Raw genomic sequence first — 17,969 nt, 5'->3', positions numbered from 1 at the left:
GCACCCCGTACGTCTCCTGCTCTGTGATCGGCTCGTTCACCGCCGGTCCGGGGACCGGCGTCCTGCGCTGGTCCTTCGGCTCACTCGCGGTGGGCGGTGAGCTCGGGTGTCCGGGGGGCCCGGCCGCCGGTGGCCCGCTGACCGGCCCGCGGCGCCGGCGGGGCGGCGGGCAGGTCCGGGCGCGGGACGCGCATCTCGATCTCCGTGCCCTGGCCGGGCCGGGAGTCGATCAGGGTCTCGCCGCCCAGGTCGGCGATCCGGCCCCGGATGGACTGGGCGACCCCGAGCCGGCCCTGCTGGGCCGCCTCGGCGAGCCGGCCCTCGGCGATCCCGGGCCCCTCGTCGCGCACGCTGACGGTGACCAGGTCCGGGTCCTCCTCCAGCAGCACCCAGGCCCGGGCGTCCTCGCCGACGTGCCGCCGCACGTTGTCCAGGGCGGCCTGCACCGCGGCGGCGATCTGCTCGGCGTGTTCGGCGGGCAGCAGCACCGGCGTTCCGGGCGCGGCCACGGAGACGGTGGAGCCGCCGAGCGGGGTGAGCAGGGTGCGCAGGTCGATCGGCGCCGGCCGCGGGGGCTCCGGGGCGGCCCCGCGCCGTCCGCGCGCCGGCTGCCGGCCCGCGGGCCGGCCCGGGCGGGTCGCGGCGGACGGTTCACCGGCCTCGAAGGCGGCGACCGAGGCGGTGTGCTCACGGGTGATCAGCGCGCGCAGCGCGACCTCCTGCTCCCCCGCCAGCCGGCCGAGCTCCGCGGCCTCGCCGCCGATCTCGTCGCCGCGCCGCCGCACCATCGCCAGGACCTGGAGCACGCCGTCGTGGATGTCCCGGGCCAGCCGCTCGCGCTCGCGGGTGGCGGCCTCGATCTGCAGGGCCCGCACCAGGGTCCGCTCGCTGCTGCGGGCCAGCTCCACCACGAACCCGATGGCCAGCCCGGACAGGATGAGCAGGGCCGCGTTGTGCATGACACTCTCGGCGATCCGGCCGCGCTCGAAGACGTTGGAGGCGGAGACGATCAGCGCCGCGAGGGCCGCGTGCCGCCAGCCGCCCTTGATGGCGAAGGCGATGACCACCGAGGCGGACCAGACGGTCGGCAGGGTGATGGCGCCCGCGGCGACCTCGACCGGGTCGGCCAGGTAGCGGGTGGCGACCACCCCGGTGACCGCGACCGCCAGGTCGATCCAGAGCAGCGGCCAGGTGCGCCGGGCCGGCCGGAGCAGCAGCACGGCGCTGCCGCAGGTCCAGGCGGTCAGCAGGATCATGTACCCCCAGCCCGGCACGGGGTGGCGGTACTCCTCGAAGGAGGCGCTGTAGCGCCCGACGGCGTAGGCCAGGGCCAGGAACCGGTAGATGTTGACGGCGTGCCAGAGGGAGTGTTCGACGGACGGCCACCGGGGGGCCCGTACCGACGAGTTCGGGGAGCGGCGGAACCGGGCCGCCGCCTCGCCGACTGCTGGGAATCGCACGTCTCACCCTCCCTGGGAACCTCCGGGACCCGCGCTCCCGGTAGCGGCAGTATTCCAGTCGCCTTCCGGGCGGTGTCGAGGGTCCGCCCGCGGCCGTGGGCGACTCTCGGCCAGCGTCCGTGCGCCGCCGGGCGCGCCGGGGCGGGCCGGGCCGCCGGCGCGGCACCGGCAGGTCCGCCGGCGCTGTACGGGCACGCGGGGGGCGTGGGACGATGGCGAGCGGTACGGCGTGCCGGGGCGAGGGTCGGCCCCGCTCGCCGACGCGCCCCGTCACCGCCGTGAGGAATGAGCCCACCGTGCCTGACAGGAACGTCGAGCCCACCGGCCGCGCGAACCACCCGGGCGGCGAGGAACACTCCGGCGACCGCCCGGAGGACGCCGCCCCGGTCGCTCCGGCCGAGGCGCCCCGCGAGGAGGCCGCGCCCCCCGCGGAGCCGGCCGGGAAGCGGGCCGCGCCGGAGGCGGAGCGGCGCGCGGAGGAGGGGGCGGGCGACGCCGGGGACGACGGCGAACCGACCGGCTCCGGTGGCGCCGGGGACGGCTCCGGCACCGGGGAGGCGCGCGGCGGGGAGCGGTCGGACGCGGACGCGCGGACGGACCCGGACGCGGAGCCGGACGCGGGGCGCGGTGCGGTGGCGCCGGCGGGCCCGGCGCGGACGGGCGGCGACGCCGGCCGCGCCGACGACGCGGCCGGCGAGCTGGACGAGGAGGCCGTCTGGCGGCAGCTGGTGGCGGCGTTCGACGCCCCCGCCGCCACCCGCCCGGGGGACCGCCCGGCCGGCTCCGGTGCCCGGCGGCCGTCCGACGACCCCGAGGACGTCGAGCCGGACGACGAGCCGGGGGACGCGGCGGACGACGAGGCGGAGGAGGGCGACGACCCGGAGGCCGCCCTGCGCCACCAGCCCCCGGCGCCCGGCCCCCGGGACTGGTCCCCGGAGGGCGCGGGGGGCGCGGGGGGCGCGGGGGGCGCGGGGGGAGAGCGCTCCGAGGGCGACGACAAGCCGCGGTGGCGGCTGGAGCCGCTGGAGGAGCACTACGTGCCGCCGCCCCCGCCGCCGATCCCGGAGGGCGACACGGTCTCCCGGTTCGCCTGGGCGGGGGCGCTGGGCGGTCCGGTGTGGCTGGTCTTCCTCTACATGTTCAACGGCGACGCCCCGACCTGGATGTGGGGGCTGGGCGTGCTGGCCTTCATCGGCGGCTTCATCACCCTGGTCGCCCGGATGAACGACTCGGACGAGGACGAGGACCGCCCGGGCGGCGGCGCGGTGGTCTGAGCCGGGGGCGCGGTGGTCCGAGCCGCGGGGCGTCCCCTGCGCACACGGCGGTGCCCCCGCCCGGTGCCGGGAGCGTGTCCTGGGCCATCGGGCGGGGGCACCGGTGCGTGTCCCGCGGGAAGCGGACTCCCGGTCGGGACCGGGAGCCGGCGGCTCAGCGCGTCCCGGCCCTGCTCCGGCTCGCCGTGGCGCCGCTCGGCGACGGCCGGTCCCCGCCGTAGATCCACTCGATGTCCGCGGCGAAGTCCCGCAGCACCACGCTCCGCTTGAGCTTCAGCGACGGGGTCAGGTGGCCGCCGGCCTCGGTGAACTCCACGTCCAGGATCCGGAAGCGCTTGACCTGCTCGGCGTGCGAGACGGCCTTGTTGCCCTCGTCCACGGCCTCCTGCACCGCCTCGCGCAGCCTCGGCTCGCGGGCCAGCCGGGCCACCGAGGCGTCCTGCGGGAAGCCGTTGTCGCGCTTCCAGCGGTCCAGGAACTCCGGGTCGAGGGTGATCAGCATGCCGACGAACGGGCGTCCGTCGCCGACCACCATGCACTCGCCGACCAGCGGGTGGGCGCGCACCCGGTCCTCGATGACGGCGGGGGCGACGTTCTTGCCGCCGGCCGTGACGATGATCTCCTTCTTCCGCCCGACGATGCGCAGGTAGCCGTCCTCGTCGAGCGCGCCCAGGTCGCCGGTGTGGAACCAGCCGTCGGTGAGCGCCTCGGCGGTCGCCTCCGGGTTGTTCCAGTAGCCGGTGAAGATGTGTCCGCCCTTCAGCAGCACCTCGCCGTCGTCGCCGATCCGCACCGCCGAGCCGGGCAGCGGCTGACCCACCGTGCCGACCTTCTGCCGCTCCAGCGGGTTGAAGGTGGTGGCGGCGCTGGACTCGGTCAGGCCGTAGCCCTCCAGGACGGTGAAGCCGATGCCGCGGAAGAAGTGTCCGAGCCGCTCGCCGAGCGGGGCGCCGCCGGAGATGGCGTGGGTGCAGCGCCCGCCGAGCGCCCCGCGCAGCCGGCGGTAGACCAGCCGGTCGAAGAGCGCGTGGCGCAGCCGGAGCAGCGGGCCGGGGCGCCCGTGGTCCAGGGCGCGGCTGTAGGCGATGGCGGTGGCCGCGGCGGCGTCGAAGATCCGCCCCCGGCCGTCGGCCTGGGCGCGGGCCCGGGCGCTGTTGTAGACCTTCTCGAAGACGCGGGGCACGGCCACCACGAAGGTGGGCCGGTAGCCGGCGAGCTCCTCGGTGAGTTGCTTGGTGTCCGGGCAGTGGCCCATGTTGATCCGGCCCATCACGGCGCCGATCTGCATGATCCGGCCGAGGACGTGCGCCAGCGGCAGGAAGAGCAGCAGCGAGGAGCGGCCGGGCTGGAACAGCGGGGCGAGCCGCCGGACGACGTTGCCGATCTCCGCCAGGAAGTTGCCGTGGGTGAGCACGCAGCCCTTGGGGCGCCCGGTGGTGCCGGAGGTGTAGATGATGGTGGCCGGGGTCTCGGCGGTGAGCGCCGCGCAGCGCTCGCGCACCTCCTCGTCCGGGACGCCCTCGCCGGCCCGGCCCAGCTCCTCGACGCCGCCGGCGTCGATCCGCCACACGCTCTTCAGCGCGGGGAGCGCGTCGCGCACCTGCGCGACGGTCCTGTCGTGGGTGGCGCTCTCCACCACGCAGGCCACGGCCCCGGAGTCGCCGAGGATCCACTCCACCTGCTCGGCGGAGGAGGTCTCGTAGACCGGGACGGTCACGCCGCCCGCGCACCAGATGGCGAAGTCCAGCAGGGTCCACTCGTAGCGGGTGCGCGACATCAGGCCGACGCGGTCCCCGGGGCCGACGCCGGAGGCGATCAGGCCCTTGGCCGCCGCGTAGACCTCGGCGAGGAACTGCTCGGCCGTCACCTGCTCCCAGCGCCCGTCGACCTTGCGGCTGACGAGCGGCGCGTCCGGCACCTCGGAGGCGTTGGTGTGGATCGGCACCGTGAGGTTCCCGTCGGCGGGTACCTCGTACAGGGCCGGGACGCTGAACTCGCGCAAGAGAAGGCTCCTCGTCGGCGGCATCACATCGACCGCAGGGACGCTAGTACCGCCCCAGGTGGGAGGGGTAGCCCCTGGCGACAGGTGTTTCCTGGGTCACACCGCGAAACGGGGCGATGCATCCTAACCCGGGCCAATGGCCCACATGGGTGACATACCCGGCGCAGAACCCGCCGACACCGCGGCCGCACGGCCATGGCCACGACGCCGGCGCCGGGCCCGGACGGTTCCCGCAGGTGGGGACCGGTGGGCGCGTGGGCGCGCGGCGGTGCTCGATCGATGCCGGGGAACGAGCCACCGAACAGCATGAGGGTGACCGGCGAGTAACCCAAGGGGTAACCGCCGGGTAACTTACGGTCGGGGGCGACGGCGCGATCGCCCCGGTCGGCCCGGCCGGGCGGCGGGCGGGCCCGGTGCCGGACGGCTGTTCGGCGCTCGGTACCGTCGGGGCGGAGCCGGGGCGAGGCCCCCGGCCGGACCCGAGGAGAGGCACGAACCCCATGGCGGACAGCACCCGGTCGAGCACTGTCGTCGCGGCGCCGCTGGCGCAGGTGCTGAAGGTGATCGTCGACTTCGCGGGCTACCCGGAGTGGGCCGGCGAGATACGCGAGGCCGAGGTGCTCAGCCGCGGCGACGACGGCTACCCGGAGCGGGTGCGCTTCGTGCTGGACGCCGGGGCGATCCGCGACGAGCACACCCTGGCCTACACCTTCTCGGTGCCGGCGCCCGCGGAGGGCGAGAAGGAGCCCGCCGGGGCCGCGGAGGTCCGCTGGACGCTGGTGACCAGCCGCATGCTGCGGGTCCTGGACGGCAGCTACACCCTGCGCCCCACCCCCACCGGCACCGAGGTGGTCTACGAGCTGTCCGCGGACACCGCCGTGCCGATGCTCGGCATGCTGCGCCGCAAGGCCGAGAAGCGCATCGTGGACCGCGCGCTGAGCGGCCTGCGCGCGCGGGTGGAGGGCTGAGCCGTGCCGGCGGCGGAGGACCCCGGCGCCCGGCGGGACGAGCGGGACGGACCTGACGAGCGGGACCGACACGGCGAGCGCGGGCGGGACCGACACGGCGAGCGCGGGCGGGACCGGCGGGGCGAGTGGGAGCCGGTGGGCACCGTCGGCGAGGAGTTCCTCCGGCTGGCCGAGGCCGCCGGGAGCCGGTTGGGCGCGGTCGCCGGACCGCTGGCCGGCGAGGCCACCCGGCTGCTCGACTCGGTCACCGACACGGTGCGCCAGCGCCACCCGGAGGTCGCCCGCCACCTGACCGCGGCCGGCGGCGAGTTGCTGGCCGCCTGGCGGGCCGTGCTGGCCGACGCCCGCCGCCCCCCGGCCGCGTCCCCCGCCGACGACGGCCGCGACGGGCGCACGCCACCGGATTAGGACACCACCGGATTGGGACACCACCGGAGCGGGGAACGAGGCTTCGGACCGGGTGCCTCGCACCGGGAACCGTCGCGGGGAGCGAAAGGGGCCGGACCAGTGGGACGGACGTGGTGAGCGGGCAGGACCGCACGCGGGCGGACGGCGGGGCCGCGGCCCCGACCGGCGCCGTGCCGCTGCGGCTGATGACCTACAACGTGCGCTCCATGCGCGACGACGTGGCGGCGATCGGCCGGGTGGTCCGCGCCTGCCGGCCGGACCTGCTCTGCGTGCAGGAGGCGCCCAGGTTCTGGGGCGCCGGCCTCAAGGCCGCCCGGCTGGCCCGCGCCTGCGGCCTCGTCACGGTCGCCGGCGGCAAGGCCGCCGCCGGCCCGCTGCTGCTGGCCAGCCTGCGCGTGCGGATCCGCGACACCCGCACCCTGCTGCTGCCGCGCACCCCGGGACTGCACCAGCGCGGCCTGGCCATGGCCCGGGTGGAGGTCGCCGGCGCGCCGGCGGTGGTGGCCAGCTGCCACCTCTCCCTGGACGCCGCCGAACGGGCCGCCCAGGCCGACCGGATCCGGGCCGAGCTGGAGGCGTTCGCCGGGGGCGCGCCGGTGCTGCTCGCCGGGGACGTCAACGAGCCGCCGGGCGGGGCGGCGTGGCGGCGGCTGTTGGAGCGCTACCGGGACGCGCGGGCGGAGGCGCCCCGCGGCGGCGAGCACACCTTCCCCTCCGCCGCGCCGGTGCGGCGGATCGACGCCGTCTTCGTCTCGCCGGGGGTGACGGTGGCCGGCTGCGGGGTCCCGGTCGGCGGGTTCGGAGCGGCCACCGGCGACGGCGGGGTCACCGACGCCGACCTGGCCGCCGCCACCGACCACCGACCGGTGCTGGCCGAGCTGCTGCTGGGCGACTGACCGCCGCCTCGCCGCCAGGGCGCACCGCCGGGCCGCGCCGCGCTCACTCGCGGCGGCCGGTGGTCTCCGGCCGGGGGTCGTGCTCGGCGAGCAGCCCGTGCAGCCGTCCGGCCAGCAGGTCCCACCGCCAGGACTCCTCCACCCAGCGGCGGCCGCGCTCCCCCATGCGCCGCCGCAGTCCCTCGTCGCGCAGCAGCTCCACCACCCGCCGGGCCGTCTCGGTGACCGACGTGCCGCGCACCACGAAGCCCGTCTCGCCGTGCAGCACGGCGTCCGGCGCCCCGCCGGAGTCCCCGGCGACCACCGGCACGCCGGTCGCCGACGCCTCCAGGTAGACGATGCCCAGCCCCTCCACGTCCAGGCCGCCCCGCCGGGTGCGGCAGGGCATGGCGAAGACGTCGCCGGCCGCGTAGTGCGCGGGCAGCTCCTCCCACGGCACCGAGCCGGTGAAGCGCACCGCGGCGCGCACCCCCACCCGGTCCACCAGCTTCTCCAGCTCCGCCCGGTACGGCCCGCCGCCGACGATCAGCAGCACCGCCTCCGGCACCGCACGGAGCACCGCCGGCATGGCCCGGACCAGGGTGTCCTGCCCCTTGCGCGGCACCAGCCGCGAGACGCAGACCACCACCGGCCGTCCGACCAGCCCGTACCTCGCCCGCATCTCCTCGCCGCCAGCCGCCGACCGGGGGGAGAACGCCACCTCGTCGACGCCCGGCGGAAGCCGCCGCATCCGGCCGGCCGCGGCCGGGCTGAGCGCCTGGGAGATCCGGGAGCGGGTGTACTCGCCGAGGTAGGTCAGGGCGTCCGTGCCCTCGCCGATCCGCCGCAGCAGGGCCCGGGCCGCCGGCAGCTGCGCCCAGCCGGCCTCGTGGCCGTGCGTGGTGCCGACCAGCCGCCGCACGCCGGCCCGGCGCAGCGCCGGCGCCATCAGGCCCAGCGGCGCCGCCGCGCCGAACCAGACGGACGTGCAGCCCTCGGCGCGGGCGATCTCGGCCGCCCGCCGGGTCACCCGGGGCGTGGGGAGCAGCACGGAGGTGCGGTCGCGGACCACCGGGAAGGGCTGCGCGGCGTCGAACGCGCGCACCTCGGAGCCGTCCTTCCAGGTGGAGGCGTAGACGACCACGGAACCGGGCTCCAGCCGGGTGGCCATGTTGTGCACGAACGCCTGGATCCCGCCGGGGCGCGGCGGGAAGTCGTTGGTGACGATGAGGGTCCTGTCCATGCCGCGTCGTTCCTGCCCGATCCGCCGTGGTCCGCCGTGGGTGTGCCTGGGTGTGTCGTGTGTGCCGTGTGTGCTGGGTGTGCCTGGGTGTGTGCCGTGTGTGCCGGGTGTGTGCCCTGGTGTGCCGTCCGCCGCGTGCCGTCCCGCCGCCGTTCGCCGGGGCCGGGTGACGGCGGAGGGAACCGATCACCCCGGTCGGACAGTCACAGCTTCGGACGGTACGGCCCCGGCTCGACCGGACCCGCCCGATCCGGATGCGTCGGACGCCCGCCCGAGGGTACCCGCCGCGCGTCCGGAACCTGGAGTTCACCGGGCGGCCACCCGCGAGTACCAGGCTTTGCCGTCCGAGGAAGCGTGACGACCCGCAGGGCGTTCGACCAGCGGCTCCCGGATACGATCACCGGAGCGGCGTCGGCCCCGCCCCGGTTCCCGCCGTGCCCCCGACTCGGAAGGCCGAGACCGTCTGATGGAAGTCGCCTCCACTCCCACCGCACGCACCACCTCCGCACCGCCGACGGCCCCGGAGGGGCGGCGTCAGGCGCTCGTCGTCGTGGTGGTGGCCTGGGCGGTGACCCGACTGCTGCAGATGCTGCTGACCACCGGGGTGCTGCCCTACCCCTGGCACTGGGTCACCACCGACGTGGGCCAGTACTACCAGGGCTGGTACCAGGTGCTGGCCACCGGCGTCTTCCCGATGGACGACGTCTCCTGGCAGTACCCGCCGGGGGCCGCCGCCGTGATGCTGGCGCCGGCCCTGCTGCCGTTCGACTACAGCCTCTCGTTCTACCTGCTCACGTTGGTCGCGGACGGCGCGGTGCTGGCCATGCTGGTGTCCGTCGCGGCGGGCTCGAAGCAGGCGCCCCGGATGCGGTTCGCCGGCGCCTGGGTCTGGGTGGCCGCGGTGCCGCTGCTCGGCCCGACCATCTACGCCCGCTACGACCTGCTGGTCACCGCGGTCGCGGTGGCCGGGCTGCTCGCCCTGCGGCACTCGGCCGGCGGCGCCGGCATGCTGCTGGGGCTCGGGGCGGTGCTGAAGGTCTGGCCGGCGCTGGCGCTGATCGGCACCCCGCCCGGCCCGCGCACCCGCCGCGCCTGGCTGGCCGGGATCGGGACCGCGCTCGGCCTGGTGGCCGCCTACGTGCTGCTGATGCCGGGGGCCCTGTCGTTCCTGCGCTACCAGGAGGCGCGCGGGATCGAGGTGGAGTCGATCTGGGCGATGCCGTTCCACATCGCGATCCACAACGGCTGGTCCGGGCACGCGCAGATGAACTACGGGTCGATCGAGTTCCTCGGCCCCTACATCGACGTCGTCTCCCGGCTCGCGCTGCTGTCCACGGTCGTCGCGACGGTGTGGGTGGTGGCGTGGCGGCTGACCGCGCGGCGCTGGACGTCGGCCACGCCGTTCGACGCTGCCATGGCCGTGATGCTGCTGTTCGTGGTGACCAGCCGGGTGATCAGCCCGCAGTACATGATCTGGCTGCTGGGGCTCGGAGCCGTCTGCCTGACGGTGCGGGCCACCACGCAGCGGCCGGTCGTGGTGCTGGTGATGGTGGCCTCGGTGCTCACCCACTGGGAGTTCCCCATCTGGTTCAACCGGGTGATGTCCGAGGACCCGGCGGGCCTGACCGTGCTGTTCACCCGCAACGCGCTGCTCATCGCGGCCACGCTGCTGTCCTGCGTCCGGCTGTGGCGCGGCTCGCGCGGCGACGCCGACGGCGGTCTCCCCGACGACCTCGCCGACGACCTCACCGACGCGGACGGCACGGATGAGCTCGACGAGGCGGACGAGCGGGACGAACTGGATGTCGAGGGGGACCGGGCGGGCCGCGGCGGCGCGACCCGTCTCGGCGCCCGGGCGGACGACTCGTCCGCCGCACCCCAGGTGCAGGGTTCGGCCTGAGCCGGGTCAGCCGCCGCCGACCAGCGGCGGCGGCACCGGAACGCCGTTGCGGGCGGCCCAGCGGCGGGCGGCGGCGATCCGCCGCACCGTCGTGGGGTGGGTGCCCAGCAGGGCGTGCAGCAGCCGGTTCGGCGTGAGGTCGGCGTAGCCGGCCACCGCCAACCGGCGCTGCATCGCCACGAACGCCGCCGGGTCCCGGGTGAGGTCCAGCGCGTAGCGGTCGGCACGGGCCTCGGCACGCCGGCTGATCGCGGCGCCCAGCGGCCCGCCGAGCACGCCCGGCACCGCGACGAGCGCCAGGAGCAGCGCCGCCGACTCCGGTCCGGCCGCGTCCCGCACCCCGGCCGCGGCCCGGACCGCCTCCACGTCGAGGAGCAGCCCCGTCCACACCACCGTCGCCGCCGCCCCCACGGCCCCCAGGACCGTGCCGACGGCCACGTCACGGTGGGCGACGTGCCCCAGCTCGTGCGCGGCGACCGAGACGATCTCGCGGGTCGGGGCGGCCTCCACCAGCGTGTCGTGCACGACCACCCGGCGGGTGGCGCCCAGCCCGGAGACGTAGGCGTTGAGCGCGGTGCTGCGCCGCGAGGCGTCGGCCACGAGCACGTCGCGCAGCGGCAACCGAGCCCGCGCGGCCAGATCCAGCAGCGCCTCCCGCAACGGCCCAGCCGGCAGGGGACGGAAGCGGTTGAAGACCGGCTCCACGACCAGCGGATACGCGGCGGACAACAGCACGGCGGCGACCGCGGCGATCCCGGCGCCGGGCAGCCACCAGCGCTCCGGCCAGGCGCGCAGCAGCGTGTAGACCACCGCGAGGACGGCCGCCTGGAAGGCGGCGGCGAGCAGGAAGGAACGGGCGCGGTCGGCCCACCAGCCGGCCCAGCCCTGGGTCACCGGCCCGTGGCGCCGCAGCAGGCGGTGCAGGGCGGCGGCGAAGGGCAGCCGGACGACCGTCCCCACGGCGCAGAGCAGCACGGCGGCGATCGGGACGTCGACCACGACGCCGCCGGGGAACGCCCCGGTGACGGCCCGCAGGAGGCCGGCGCCGGCCGGGGTGAGGCCGAGCGACAGCGTGGCCGCGAGCGAGACAAGCGTGGCGGCGACGGCGACGCGCCGGGCCGGCCTGCCGACCCGGCGACCCCGGGCCCGCTCCTCCGGGGTGAAGTCCAGCGCCGGATCGGCCGCGTCGACCGCGCGCGCCCCGCCCGGCTCGCGGACCTCCTCCCCCGCTCCCGGGTGGCTGGCGCCCGGCACGGGCTCGGGTCGGGGGACGGGAGGCCGGGTCATCGCGTCTCCTGGGTGGGTGGCGGCCGGTGGGTTGGTTGGGCGTTGGGGGGTTGGGAGGTTGGTTGGGCGTTGGGGGGTCGGGTGGCGGCCGGTGGGTTGGTTAGGTAGCGGCGGGGTCGGCGGCAGCCTGGGTCGGGTGGGGTTGGGGGGCGGCGAGGCGTTGGTGGTCGGGCCGCTGGCGGGCTTCCGCTGACGGGCTCCCGCTGACGGGTCCGCGAGGGCTCGGGAGCTTAGCCGAGTACGTGGACCGCGAGCCTTGATGGCGGCCGGCAGATCACCATCGCCGATCGGCCCCGGCCCGACTGCCGACCGCCCCCTGGCCTGGCTGCCGACCGGCTGGCCGCCTCACCCCAGCCTGGCGTACTCCCGCCCACGCGCCTCCAGGGAGCCCCTTGGGGACCCCCAATTCCAGGATCCCACGCAACCGTCACACACCGCAGCCCCCCACCTGCAACCTGTGGATAACTCCCCCCCCCCGGCCCCTCCCAACCGCCCCCCATGCGACCCGACCGCCAACCCGACGGACCAGCCCTTCACCAGGCGTACTCCCGCGCACATGCCTCCAGGGAGCCCCCTGGGGCCCCCCCAATTCCAGGATCCCACGCAGCCATCACACACCGCAGCCCTCCACCTGCAACCTGTGGATAACTCCGACCGCCATCCGGCTCCACCCCAATCCGGCTCCCCCACCCCCATCCGGCGCCGCCCCGTCCGGCTCCCCCACCACCATTGGCTCCACCCCGTCCGGCTCCTTCACCCCCATCCGGCTCCCCCGGCACCGTCCGGCTCCCCCACCACGGCAGTTCGCCCTACCGGCACCGCCCACCCCCGCGCGCACCGCATCGCCATCGATCGCCGTTACAGTGACGCCGTGTGGGGCCGGGGCCGGGGGTCTGACACGTCGAGGGCGAAAGATGCGGGGTGGGGGAACGGTGAGGTTGCGTCCGGGGGAGCGCGTCGGGCCGTACACCGTGCTGGCGGAGTTGGCGAGCGGCGGGATGGGGTGCGTGTACCTCGCGCGCTCGCCGGGCGGACGGACCCTGGCCGTCAAGACGCTGCTGGCGGAAGGGTCCGACGGCACCGTCGCCGAGGCGGACCGGCGCCGCTTCGCCCGGGAGGTGGCCCTCGCCCGCCGGGTACGCGGCGCCTACACGGCCAGCGTCGTCGACGCGGACGCCGAGGCACCGCTGCCCTGGATGGCGACGGAGTACATCGCCGCGCCCTCGCTGCGCGACCTGGTGCAGGCGTGCGGCCCGCTGCCCGCCCCCGCCGTCCCCTGGGTGGCGGCCGGCGTGGCGGAGGCGTTGGTCAGCGTGCACTCCGCCGGCCTGGTGCACCGCGACGTGAAGCCCTCGAACGTGCTGCTGCCGGCGGACGGCCCCCGGGTGATCGACTTCGGCATCTCCCAGGCCGCCGACGTCACCCGCACCCACGCCGCCCTGGGCACGATCGCGTTCACCGCGCCCGAGCAGGCGCGTGGCGAGACCACCACGGCGGCCTCGGACGTCTTCTCCCTGGGCGCGACGCTCTTCTACCTGGCCGTCGGGCGCAGCCCCTACCGGGACAGCGGTTCCGGGCCGGCCGTGGAGCAGTTGCTGCGCGTGGCACGCGGGGAACTGGACCTGGCCGGCCTGCCCGGCGAGCTCCACCCGCTGATCGCCCCCTGCCTGTCCCTCGACCCCACGGCCCGGCCGACGCCGCGGCAGGTGCTGGACCGGTGCGCGGCCGACCTCGCGGCCCGCCCAGAGGCGCACGGGGCCGCGGACTGGCTGCCGCCCTCGTGGGTCGAGGCCATCGAGCGGTACCGGGAGCGCAGGACGCGCGAGGCGGACGAGGCCCGGCGGCGCGTCGACCCGGCGGCGGTGACCCGCCCCGTCCCGCCGTCGCCGCCCACCACGGCCCTGCCGGTGCACGAGCCCACCCGCCGCGACCACCCCGCCCCCCGCAGCGGCGCCGTCCGCGATTCCGGCCCCGTCCGGGACTCCGGCCACGGCCCCGTCCACGACCCCACCCGCCGCGACCGCCCCGTCCGCCGGCGGGCAGGGCGGATCCGGCTGGTGGTCGCCGGGGCGGCGGTGGTGGTTCTGGCCCTGGGCGGCGTGGGCGCCACCGCCCTGCTGCGGGGCTGGGGCGGGGACGATCCGTACACGGTGGCGCCGAGCGAGCCGCTGAGCTTCGTGCCCGTCTCCAACACGGTGGCGGGGGCGTGCCCCACCCCGGCCGAGCCGAACTCCTACACCTCCCACGACGGCTCCTACTGCGCCACCCTCAGCACCGGCGGCAGCAGGCTGGATGTGGAGCGCCTGGTCGACGTGCGCGCCAGGCACGACGAGGTGGGCGGGTGGGTGGTCGACCTGACCGTGGAGGCCGAGGACGCCCCGCGGCTGAGCGCGCTGACCGCCGAGGTGGCCGGCGGACCGCCGCCCCAGCAGATGGCCATCCTCCTCGGCGACCGGCTGCTGAGCGCGCCCGCCGTCTACAGCGCGATCAGCGGCGGGCGCCTGCAGATCAGCGGCACGTTGGACGAGCAGGAGGCGCGGCAGCTGGCGTACGACCTCGGTGCCCGCTGAGCTGCCCGCTCGCTGACGGCCCACCCGCTCACCGCCCCGCCCCCTGGCCGCCGCTCAGCGCGGCAGCAGTTCGCTGGTCAGATAGTGCTGCCAGCGCTCGGTGAAGGTCGCCGGGTCGGTGTCCAGTACGGCGCGCATGGCCGTGTCGAGGGCGGCGGCGCCGTCCTGTCCGGCCCGCAGCGCCTCGGCGGTCGCCGTCCGCAGGGCCGGCAGGGCGGCGGGGCCGTGGTCCCGGACCACCATGGCGCAGGCCAGCCGCGCCTCGGCGTACGCCAGGTCGGCGTCGGCCGAGGCTGAGTCGAAGGCGGCGTCCGCGGGCAGCCGCTCGGGCGGCCCCTGGCGGGCGAGGCGTTCGGCCAGCGGGGCGGCCAGTTCGCGTTCCGTCAGGCCGGTGGCGACGACGGCGACCCAGTCGGCCACCCCCTCGTCGAGCCAGCGCGGCATGCCGGCGGGTGGGCCGCCGCCGTCCCGGAGGGCGAGCGCGGCGTGCACCGCCTCGTGGGTGAGCACGAACCGCCGGCCGTCGTCGGTGAGGGCGTCGAAGGCGGTGGGGCCGAGCAGGACGCGCGGCGTGCCGCCGGTGGGGTCGCGGGTGACGGTGACCGCCGCGGCGTGGGCGTGCGCGCCCGGCTCGCCGCCGGCCAGTCGGGCCAGGGCGGCGTTGTCGGTGGGGGCGTACACAATCAGAGGTGGAGGCGCGGGGAGGGCGAGCAGGCGGGCGACGTCCTCGGCGGCGGCGTCCGCCAGGACGGCGTACGCCTCCAGGGCGGCGCGGCGGCCGGGCGGGCCGACGACGAGGGCGTGGGTGCCGCGCACGGTCCGGGCGGGGCCGTCCCAGCGGTCCAGGGCGTCCTGGAGCGCGGCCGGCCCCAGGGGGTCCGGCGCGGGGGTGTCGCCGGGCGGGCCGGCGGACGGCCCCGGGGCGGCCGTCGGCGCGGAGGCCGTGGGCGCGGAGGGCGGCGAGGGCAGCAGCAGCGGAGGGAGCAGCAGGAGCAGGGCGAGGGTGCCGCCCGCGGTCAGCACGGCGCCGCGGCGGGCCCGGGGTGCGGGCCCGCCGCGGCGGGTGGTGGCGTGTCCGGCCGCCGGAGGGCGCTGGCCGCTCAGGTCTGGCCGGTTCAGACCCGGACGACCGCGTTGATCGGCATGTTGTGGATCGACTCGTAGCGGACCACGGTGCCGGTGCGCGGGGCGTGGATCATCATGCCGTCACCCACGTACATGCCGACGTGGTGGGCGTCGCCGTAGAAGATGACCAGGTCGCCCGGCTGGGCCTCGGAGAGGCTGACCTGGGTGAGGCCGCTGAGCTGGCCCTGCGAGGTGCGCGGGATGGTGACGCCGGCCTGCCGCCAGGCCCAGCTGGTCAGGCCGGAGCAGTCGAAGCTGTTGGGTCCGGAGGCCCCGTAGACGTACGGGCTGCCGAGGGCGCTCTCGGCGGCGGCGACGGCGGCGGCGGCGTGGCCGGAGACCGCGACGTCCACGGCGGTGCCGGTGTCGGTGTTGAGCGACTCGCGACCGGTGTCCCGGGAGGCGCGCTCCGCGGCCTCCGCGGCCTCGGCGGCGGCGGCCGCGGCGGCCTGCCGCTCCGCCTCCTGCAGCGCCGCCTGCTCCTCGGCGGTCAGCTGGTCCAGGAGGGCCTGCTGCTCCTGCAGCTTCTCCTGGATCTCCTCCTTCTTCTCCGCCGCCGTGGCGCGGGCGCTCTCCAGCTCCTCCAGGGCCGCGGAGGCCTCGGCCCGCTGCTGGTCGAGCTCGCGCTTCTTGGCCGCGATCTGCTCCAGCGACTCGGTCTGCTCCGCCGTCAGCTGGTCCAGCGCGGAGGCCTTGTCGAGGTAGGCCTCGGGGTCCTCGGAGAGCATCAGCTGGAGCGAGGGGTCGATGCCACCGGTGCGGTACTGGGCGCTGGCCACGGCACCGAGGGTGGACTGCATCTCGGTCAGCTCGGCCTGGCCCTGCGCGACCTGGTCCTGGAGCTCGTTGACCTGCTGCTGGAGCTGCTCCTGGCGCTCCGTCGCCCCGTTGAACTCCTCGGTGGCGACTTCGGCCTGCTCCTGGAGCTGATCGATCTGCTCCTTGACCTCGTCCTTGGACGGACGGGGATCGGCGTGGGCACCGCTGTTCGCGGACAGTGCCACGGCGGTGGCCGCGGCGGCGGTGAGCACGCTGATGCGAGCACGACTCGGTGACTTGGGACGACGGTGGGACGCCACGCGGGCGAACTCCTTCTTCCTCCGACCGCCTACCGGGTGAGCTGACGGGTTCGGGCCGGAAGACAGCCCTACGGTGCTCGGCCAAGTGGCTCGCCGTGACGTGACGCCGTCACGGCGGGCGCCCAGGGCCCACACACCGATTCACCCCGAGGATGGTGGGTCCCCGGCTCCGAGTGACGTCCGCCTCCCGACCCGGTCCCCCGTCGCGGGGGTGGAGCGGAAGGGCGACGCCGGTTCGAACTCGGCGGGAACCTCCGCCGTCACCCGGGTTGGGTGAGCGACCCGCGGAGGTTCGGAGCTGACCTTAGTGACCCGTTCGTGATCCCTTCAAATCCTTCGACGAAAATTCTCGTTGGCGAGTCACATTTTTTCCGATCGGTGACACCCGAGGTGCCGTCACCCTGACTCTCTGTCCATCTTGGGCCCGGAATACGACCATATGGGTGACGCAGCTCACACTCCCCTGCATCGCAGGTACCACTCGTACCGTCGCCCCCTCCTCCCCGAGGAGGAGGGGGCGACTCAGACCCGGATGACGGAGTGGACCGGCATGGTGTCGACGGACTCGTAGCGGACCACCGCGCCGGTGTAGGGCGCGTGGATCATCACGCCGCCGCCGACGTACATGCCCACGTGGCTGGCGTCCCCGTAGAAGATCACCAGGTCGCCCGGGAGCGCCTCACTCAGGCTCACCGGCGTCCCGGCGCCGAGCTGTCCCTGCGAGGTGCGCGGGATGGTCACCCCGGCGCGGGCCCACGCCCAGCTCGTCAGCCCCGAGCAGTCGAAGCTGCTCGGCCCCTCGGCCCCCCAGACGTAGGGCAGCCCCAGCGCGCTCTGGGCGGCGGCGACCGCGGCCGCGGCGTGCCCCGAGGCTGCCGCGGCGTCCAGCGCCCCGCGGACGTCGTCACGCGAGGCGCGGCCCGCCGCCTCCTCGGCCGCCCGGCGCTCCTCCTCCGCCAGCGCCGCGCGCTCCTCGGCGGTCAGCCGCTCCAGGAGTTCCTGCTGCTCCCGCAGCTTCTCCTGGATCTCCTCCTTCTTCTCCACGGCCGTGGTGCGCACCGTCTCCAGTTCCTGGAGCTTCGCCGCGGCCTCGGCGCGCCGCTGGTCCAGGGCGCGCTTGTGGGCGGAGACCTCCTCCAGCGACTCGGCCTGCTCCGCCGACAGCTGGTCCAGCGCGGCGGCCTTCGCCAGGTACTCCTCCGGATCCCCCGACAGCATCAGCCGCAGCGACGGATCCACCCCGCCGGAGCGGTACTGGGCGCTGGCCACCGCGCCCAGCGTGGACTGCATCCGCGTCAGCTCCGCCTGCCCCCGGGCGACGTCGTCCTGCAGCTCGTTCACCTCGCGCTGGAGCCGGTCCTGCTGCTCCGTCGCCCCGTTGAACTCCTCGGTGACGACCGCCGCCTCGTGCCGCAGCTCCTCTATCCGCTCCCGGACCTCCTCCGCGGTGGGACCGGGATCCGCCTGGGCACCGCCGCTCGCCGACAGGGCGACGACCGTGGCCGCGGCGACGGCCAGCGCGCCGATCCGAGCTCGATTCGATGACTTGGGACGATGGTGGGACGCCACGCAGGCGAACTCCTTCTTCCTTTCCACCACCTGCCGGACGAGCCGACGGTTCTCGCGGCGCCACCAGGACGCCGGACGACGACCCGCCGCGCAGGCGGGAGCCCTCCGCCGCCACCCCGAGTGGGTGGACGGCCGTGCGGGGGTTCGTCGCGGAGACTAACGATCTGCACACGAAATGATCTGCGACACGCCGGGCGATGTCACCTATA

13 protein-coding genes and 1 riboswitch are annotated in these 17,969 nt (G+C 76.1%); of the genes, 6 read left to right on the top strand and 7 right to left on the bottom strand.

Annotation, left to right across the window (positions count from 1 at the left end):
• Nucleotides 1–80: 80 nt before the first annotated feature.
• Nucleotides 81–1,460 (bottom strand): MacS family sensor histidine kinase, encoded by a 1,380-nt coding sequence (gene macS, locus FHU37_RS20140; protein WP_179815532.1) that lies wholly within the window; start codon nt 1,458–1,460, stop codon nt 81–83.
• Between the two features lie 296 nt (nt 1,461–1,756).
• On the opposite strand from macS, the gene FHU37_RS20135 reads away from it, so the two are divergent.
• Nucleotides 1,757–2,734, top strand: a complete 978-nt coding sequence (locus FHU37_RS20135) for a hypothetical protein (RefSeq protein WP_179815531.1) — start codon at nt 1,757–1,759, stop codon at nt 2,732–2,734.
• Between the two features lie 154 nt (nt 2,735–2,888).
• Here the strand turns inward: FHU37_RS20135 and FHU37_RS20130 are convergent, their stop codons facing one another.
• A complete protein-coding gene (locus FHU37_RS20130; protein WP_179815530.1) occupies nt 2,889–4,736 on the bottom strand; it encodes an AMP-dependent synthetase/ligase in 1,848 nt (615 codons plus the stop codon).
• A gap of 500 nt (nt 4,737–5,236) precedes the next feature.
• On the opposite strand from FHU37_RS20130, the gene FHU37_RS20125 reads away from it, so the two are divergent.
• The 3 genes from FHU37_RS20125 to FHU37_RS20115 all read left to right on the top strand — a co-directional run bounded on the left by FHU37_RS20125 (nt 5,237) and on the right by FHU37_RS20115 (nt 7,008).
• The gene (locus FHU37_RS20125) at nt 5,237–5,704 is read left to right on the top strand and encodes an SRPBCC family protein (RefSeq protein ID WP_179815529.1); all 468 of its coding nucleotides are present in this window, start codon (nt 5,237–5,239) and stop codon (nt 5,702–5,704) included.
• 3 nt (nt 5,705–5,707) lie between these two features.
• A complete protein-coding gene (locus FHU37_RS28475; protein WP_179815528.1) occupies nt 5,708–6,112 on the top strand; it encodes a DUF5304 family protein in 405 nt (134 codons plus the stop codon).
• Nucleotides 6,113–6,225: 113 nt separating this feature from the next.
• A complete protein-coding gene (locus tag FHU37_RS20115) occupies nt 6,226–7,008 on the top strand; it encodes an endonuclease/exonuclease/phosphatase family protein (RefSeq protein ID WP_312892683.1) in 783 nt (260 codons plus the stop codon).
• 43 nt (nt 7,009–7,051) lie between these two features.
• Here FHU37_RS20115 and FHU37_RS20110 read toward each other — a convergent pair whose 3' ends face one another.
• Nucleotides 7,052–8,230, bottom strand: coding sequence for a glycosyltransferase family 4 protein (locus FHU37_RS20110; protein ID WP_179815527.1), 1,179 nt, complete (start codon nt 8,228–8,230; stop codon nt 7,052–7,054).
• 466 nt (nt 8,231–8,696) lie between these two features.
• Between FHU37_RS20110 and FHU37_RS20105 the strand changes: the two genes are divergently transcribed.
• The gene (locus tag FHU37_RS20105; RefSeq protein ID WP_179815526.1) at nt 8,697–10,130 is read left to right on the top strand and encodes a glycosyltransferase 87 family protein; all 1,434 of its coding nucleotides are present in this window, start codon (nt 8,697–8,699) and stop codon (nt 10,128–10,130) included.
• A gap of 6 nt (nt 10,131–10,136) precedes the next feature.
• On the opposite strand, the gene FHU37_RS20100 is transcribed toward FHU37_RS20105, so the two are convergent.
• A complete protein-coding gene (locus FHU37_RS20100; RefSeq protein ID WP_179815525.1) occupies nt 10,137–11,417 on the bottom strand; it encodes a M48 family metalloprotease in 1,281 nt (426 codons plus the stop codon).
• Nucleotides 11,418–12,349: 932 nt separating this feature from the next.
• Here FHU37_RS20100 and FHU37_RS20095 point away from each other — a divergent pair.
• Complete coding sequence (locus FHU37_RS20095; protein ID WP_179815524.1) at nt 12,350–13,987, top strand: serine/threonine-protein kinase; 1,638 nt, start codon at nt 12,350–12,352, stop codon at nt 13,985–13,987.
• Between the two features lie 54 nt (nt 13,988–14,041).
• Here FHU37_RS20095 and FHU37_RS20090 read toward each other — a convergent pair whose 3' ends face one another.
• The 3 genes from FHU37_RS20090 to FHU37_RS20080 all read right to left on the bottom strand — a co-directional run bounded on the left by FHU37_RS20090 (nt 14,042) and on the right by FHU37_RS20080 (nt 17,760).
• Complete coding sequence (locus FHU37_RS20090) at nt 14,042–15,010, bottom strand: hypothetical protein (protein ID WP_179815523.1); 969 nt, start codon at nt 15,008–15,010, stop codon at nt 14,042–14,044.
• Between the two features lie 92 nt (nt 15,011–15,102).
• Nucleotides 15,103–16,191: an NlpC/P60 family protein gene (locus FHU37_RS20085; RefSeq protein ID WP_179815522.1), complete on the bottom strand. Its 1,089-nt coding sequence runs from the start codon at nt 16,189–16,191 to the stop codon at nt 15,103–15,105.
• 10 nt (nt 16,192–16,201) lie between these two features.
• Nucleotides 16,202–16,386: riboswitch (cyclic di-AMP (ydaO/yuaA leader) on the bottom strand.
• Nucleotides 16,387–16,713: 327 nt separating this feature from the next.
• Entirely contained in the window at nt 16,714–17,760 is a 1,047-nt protein-coding gene (locus FHU37_RS20080; protein ID WP_179815521.1) for a C40 family peptidase, read from the bottom strand.
• Nucleotides 17,761–17,969 lie beyond the last annotated feature (209 nt).

The sequence above is a fragment of the Allostreptomyces psammosilenae genome, from assembly GCF_013407765.1.
Taxonomy (GTDB): domain Bacteria; phylum Actinomycetota; class Actinomycetes; order Streptomycetales; family Streptomycetaceae; genus Allostreptomyces; species Allostreptomyces psammosilenae.
This window is presented reverse-complemented; position numbering and strand designations above follow the sequence as displayed.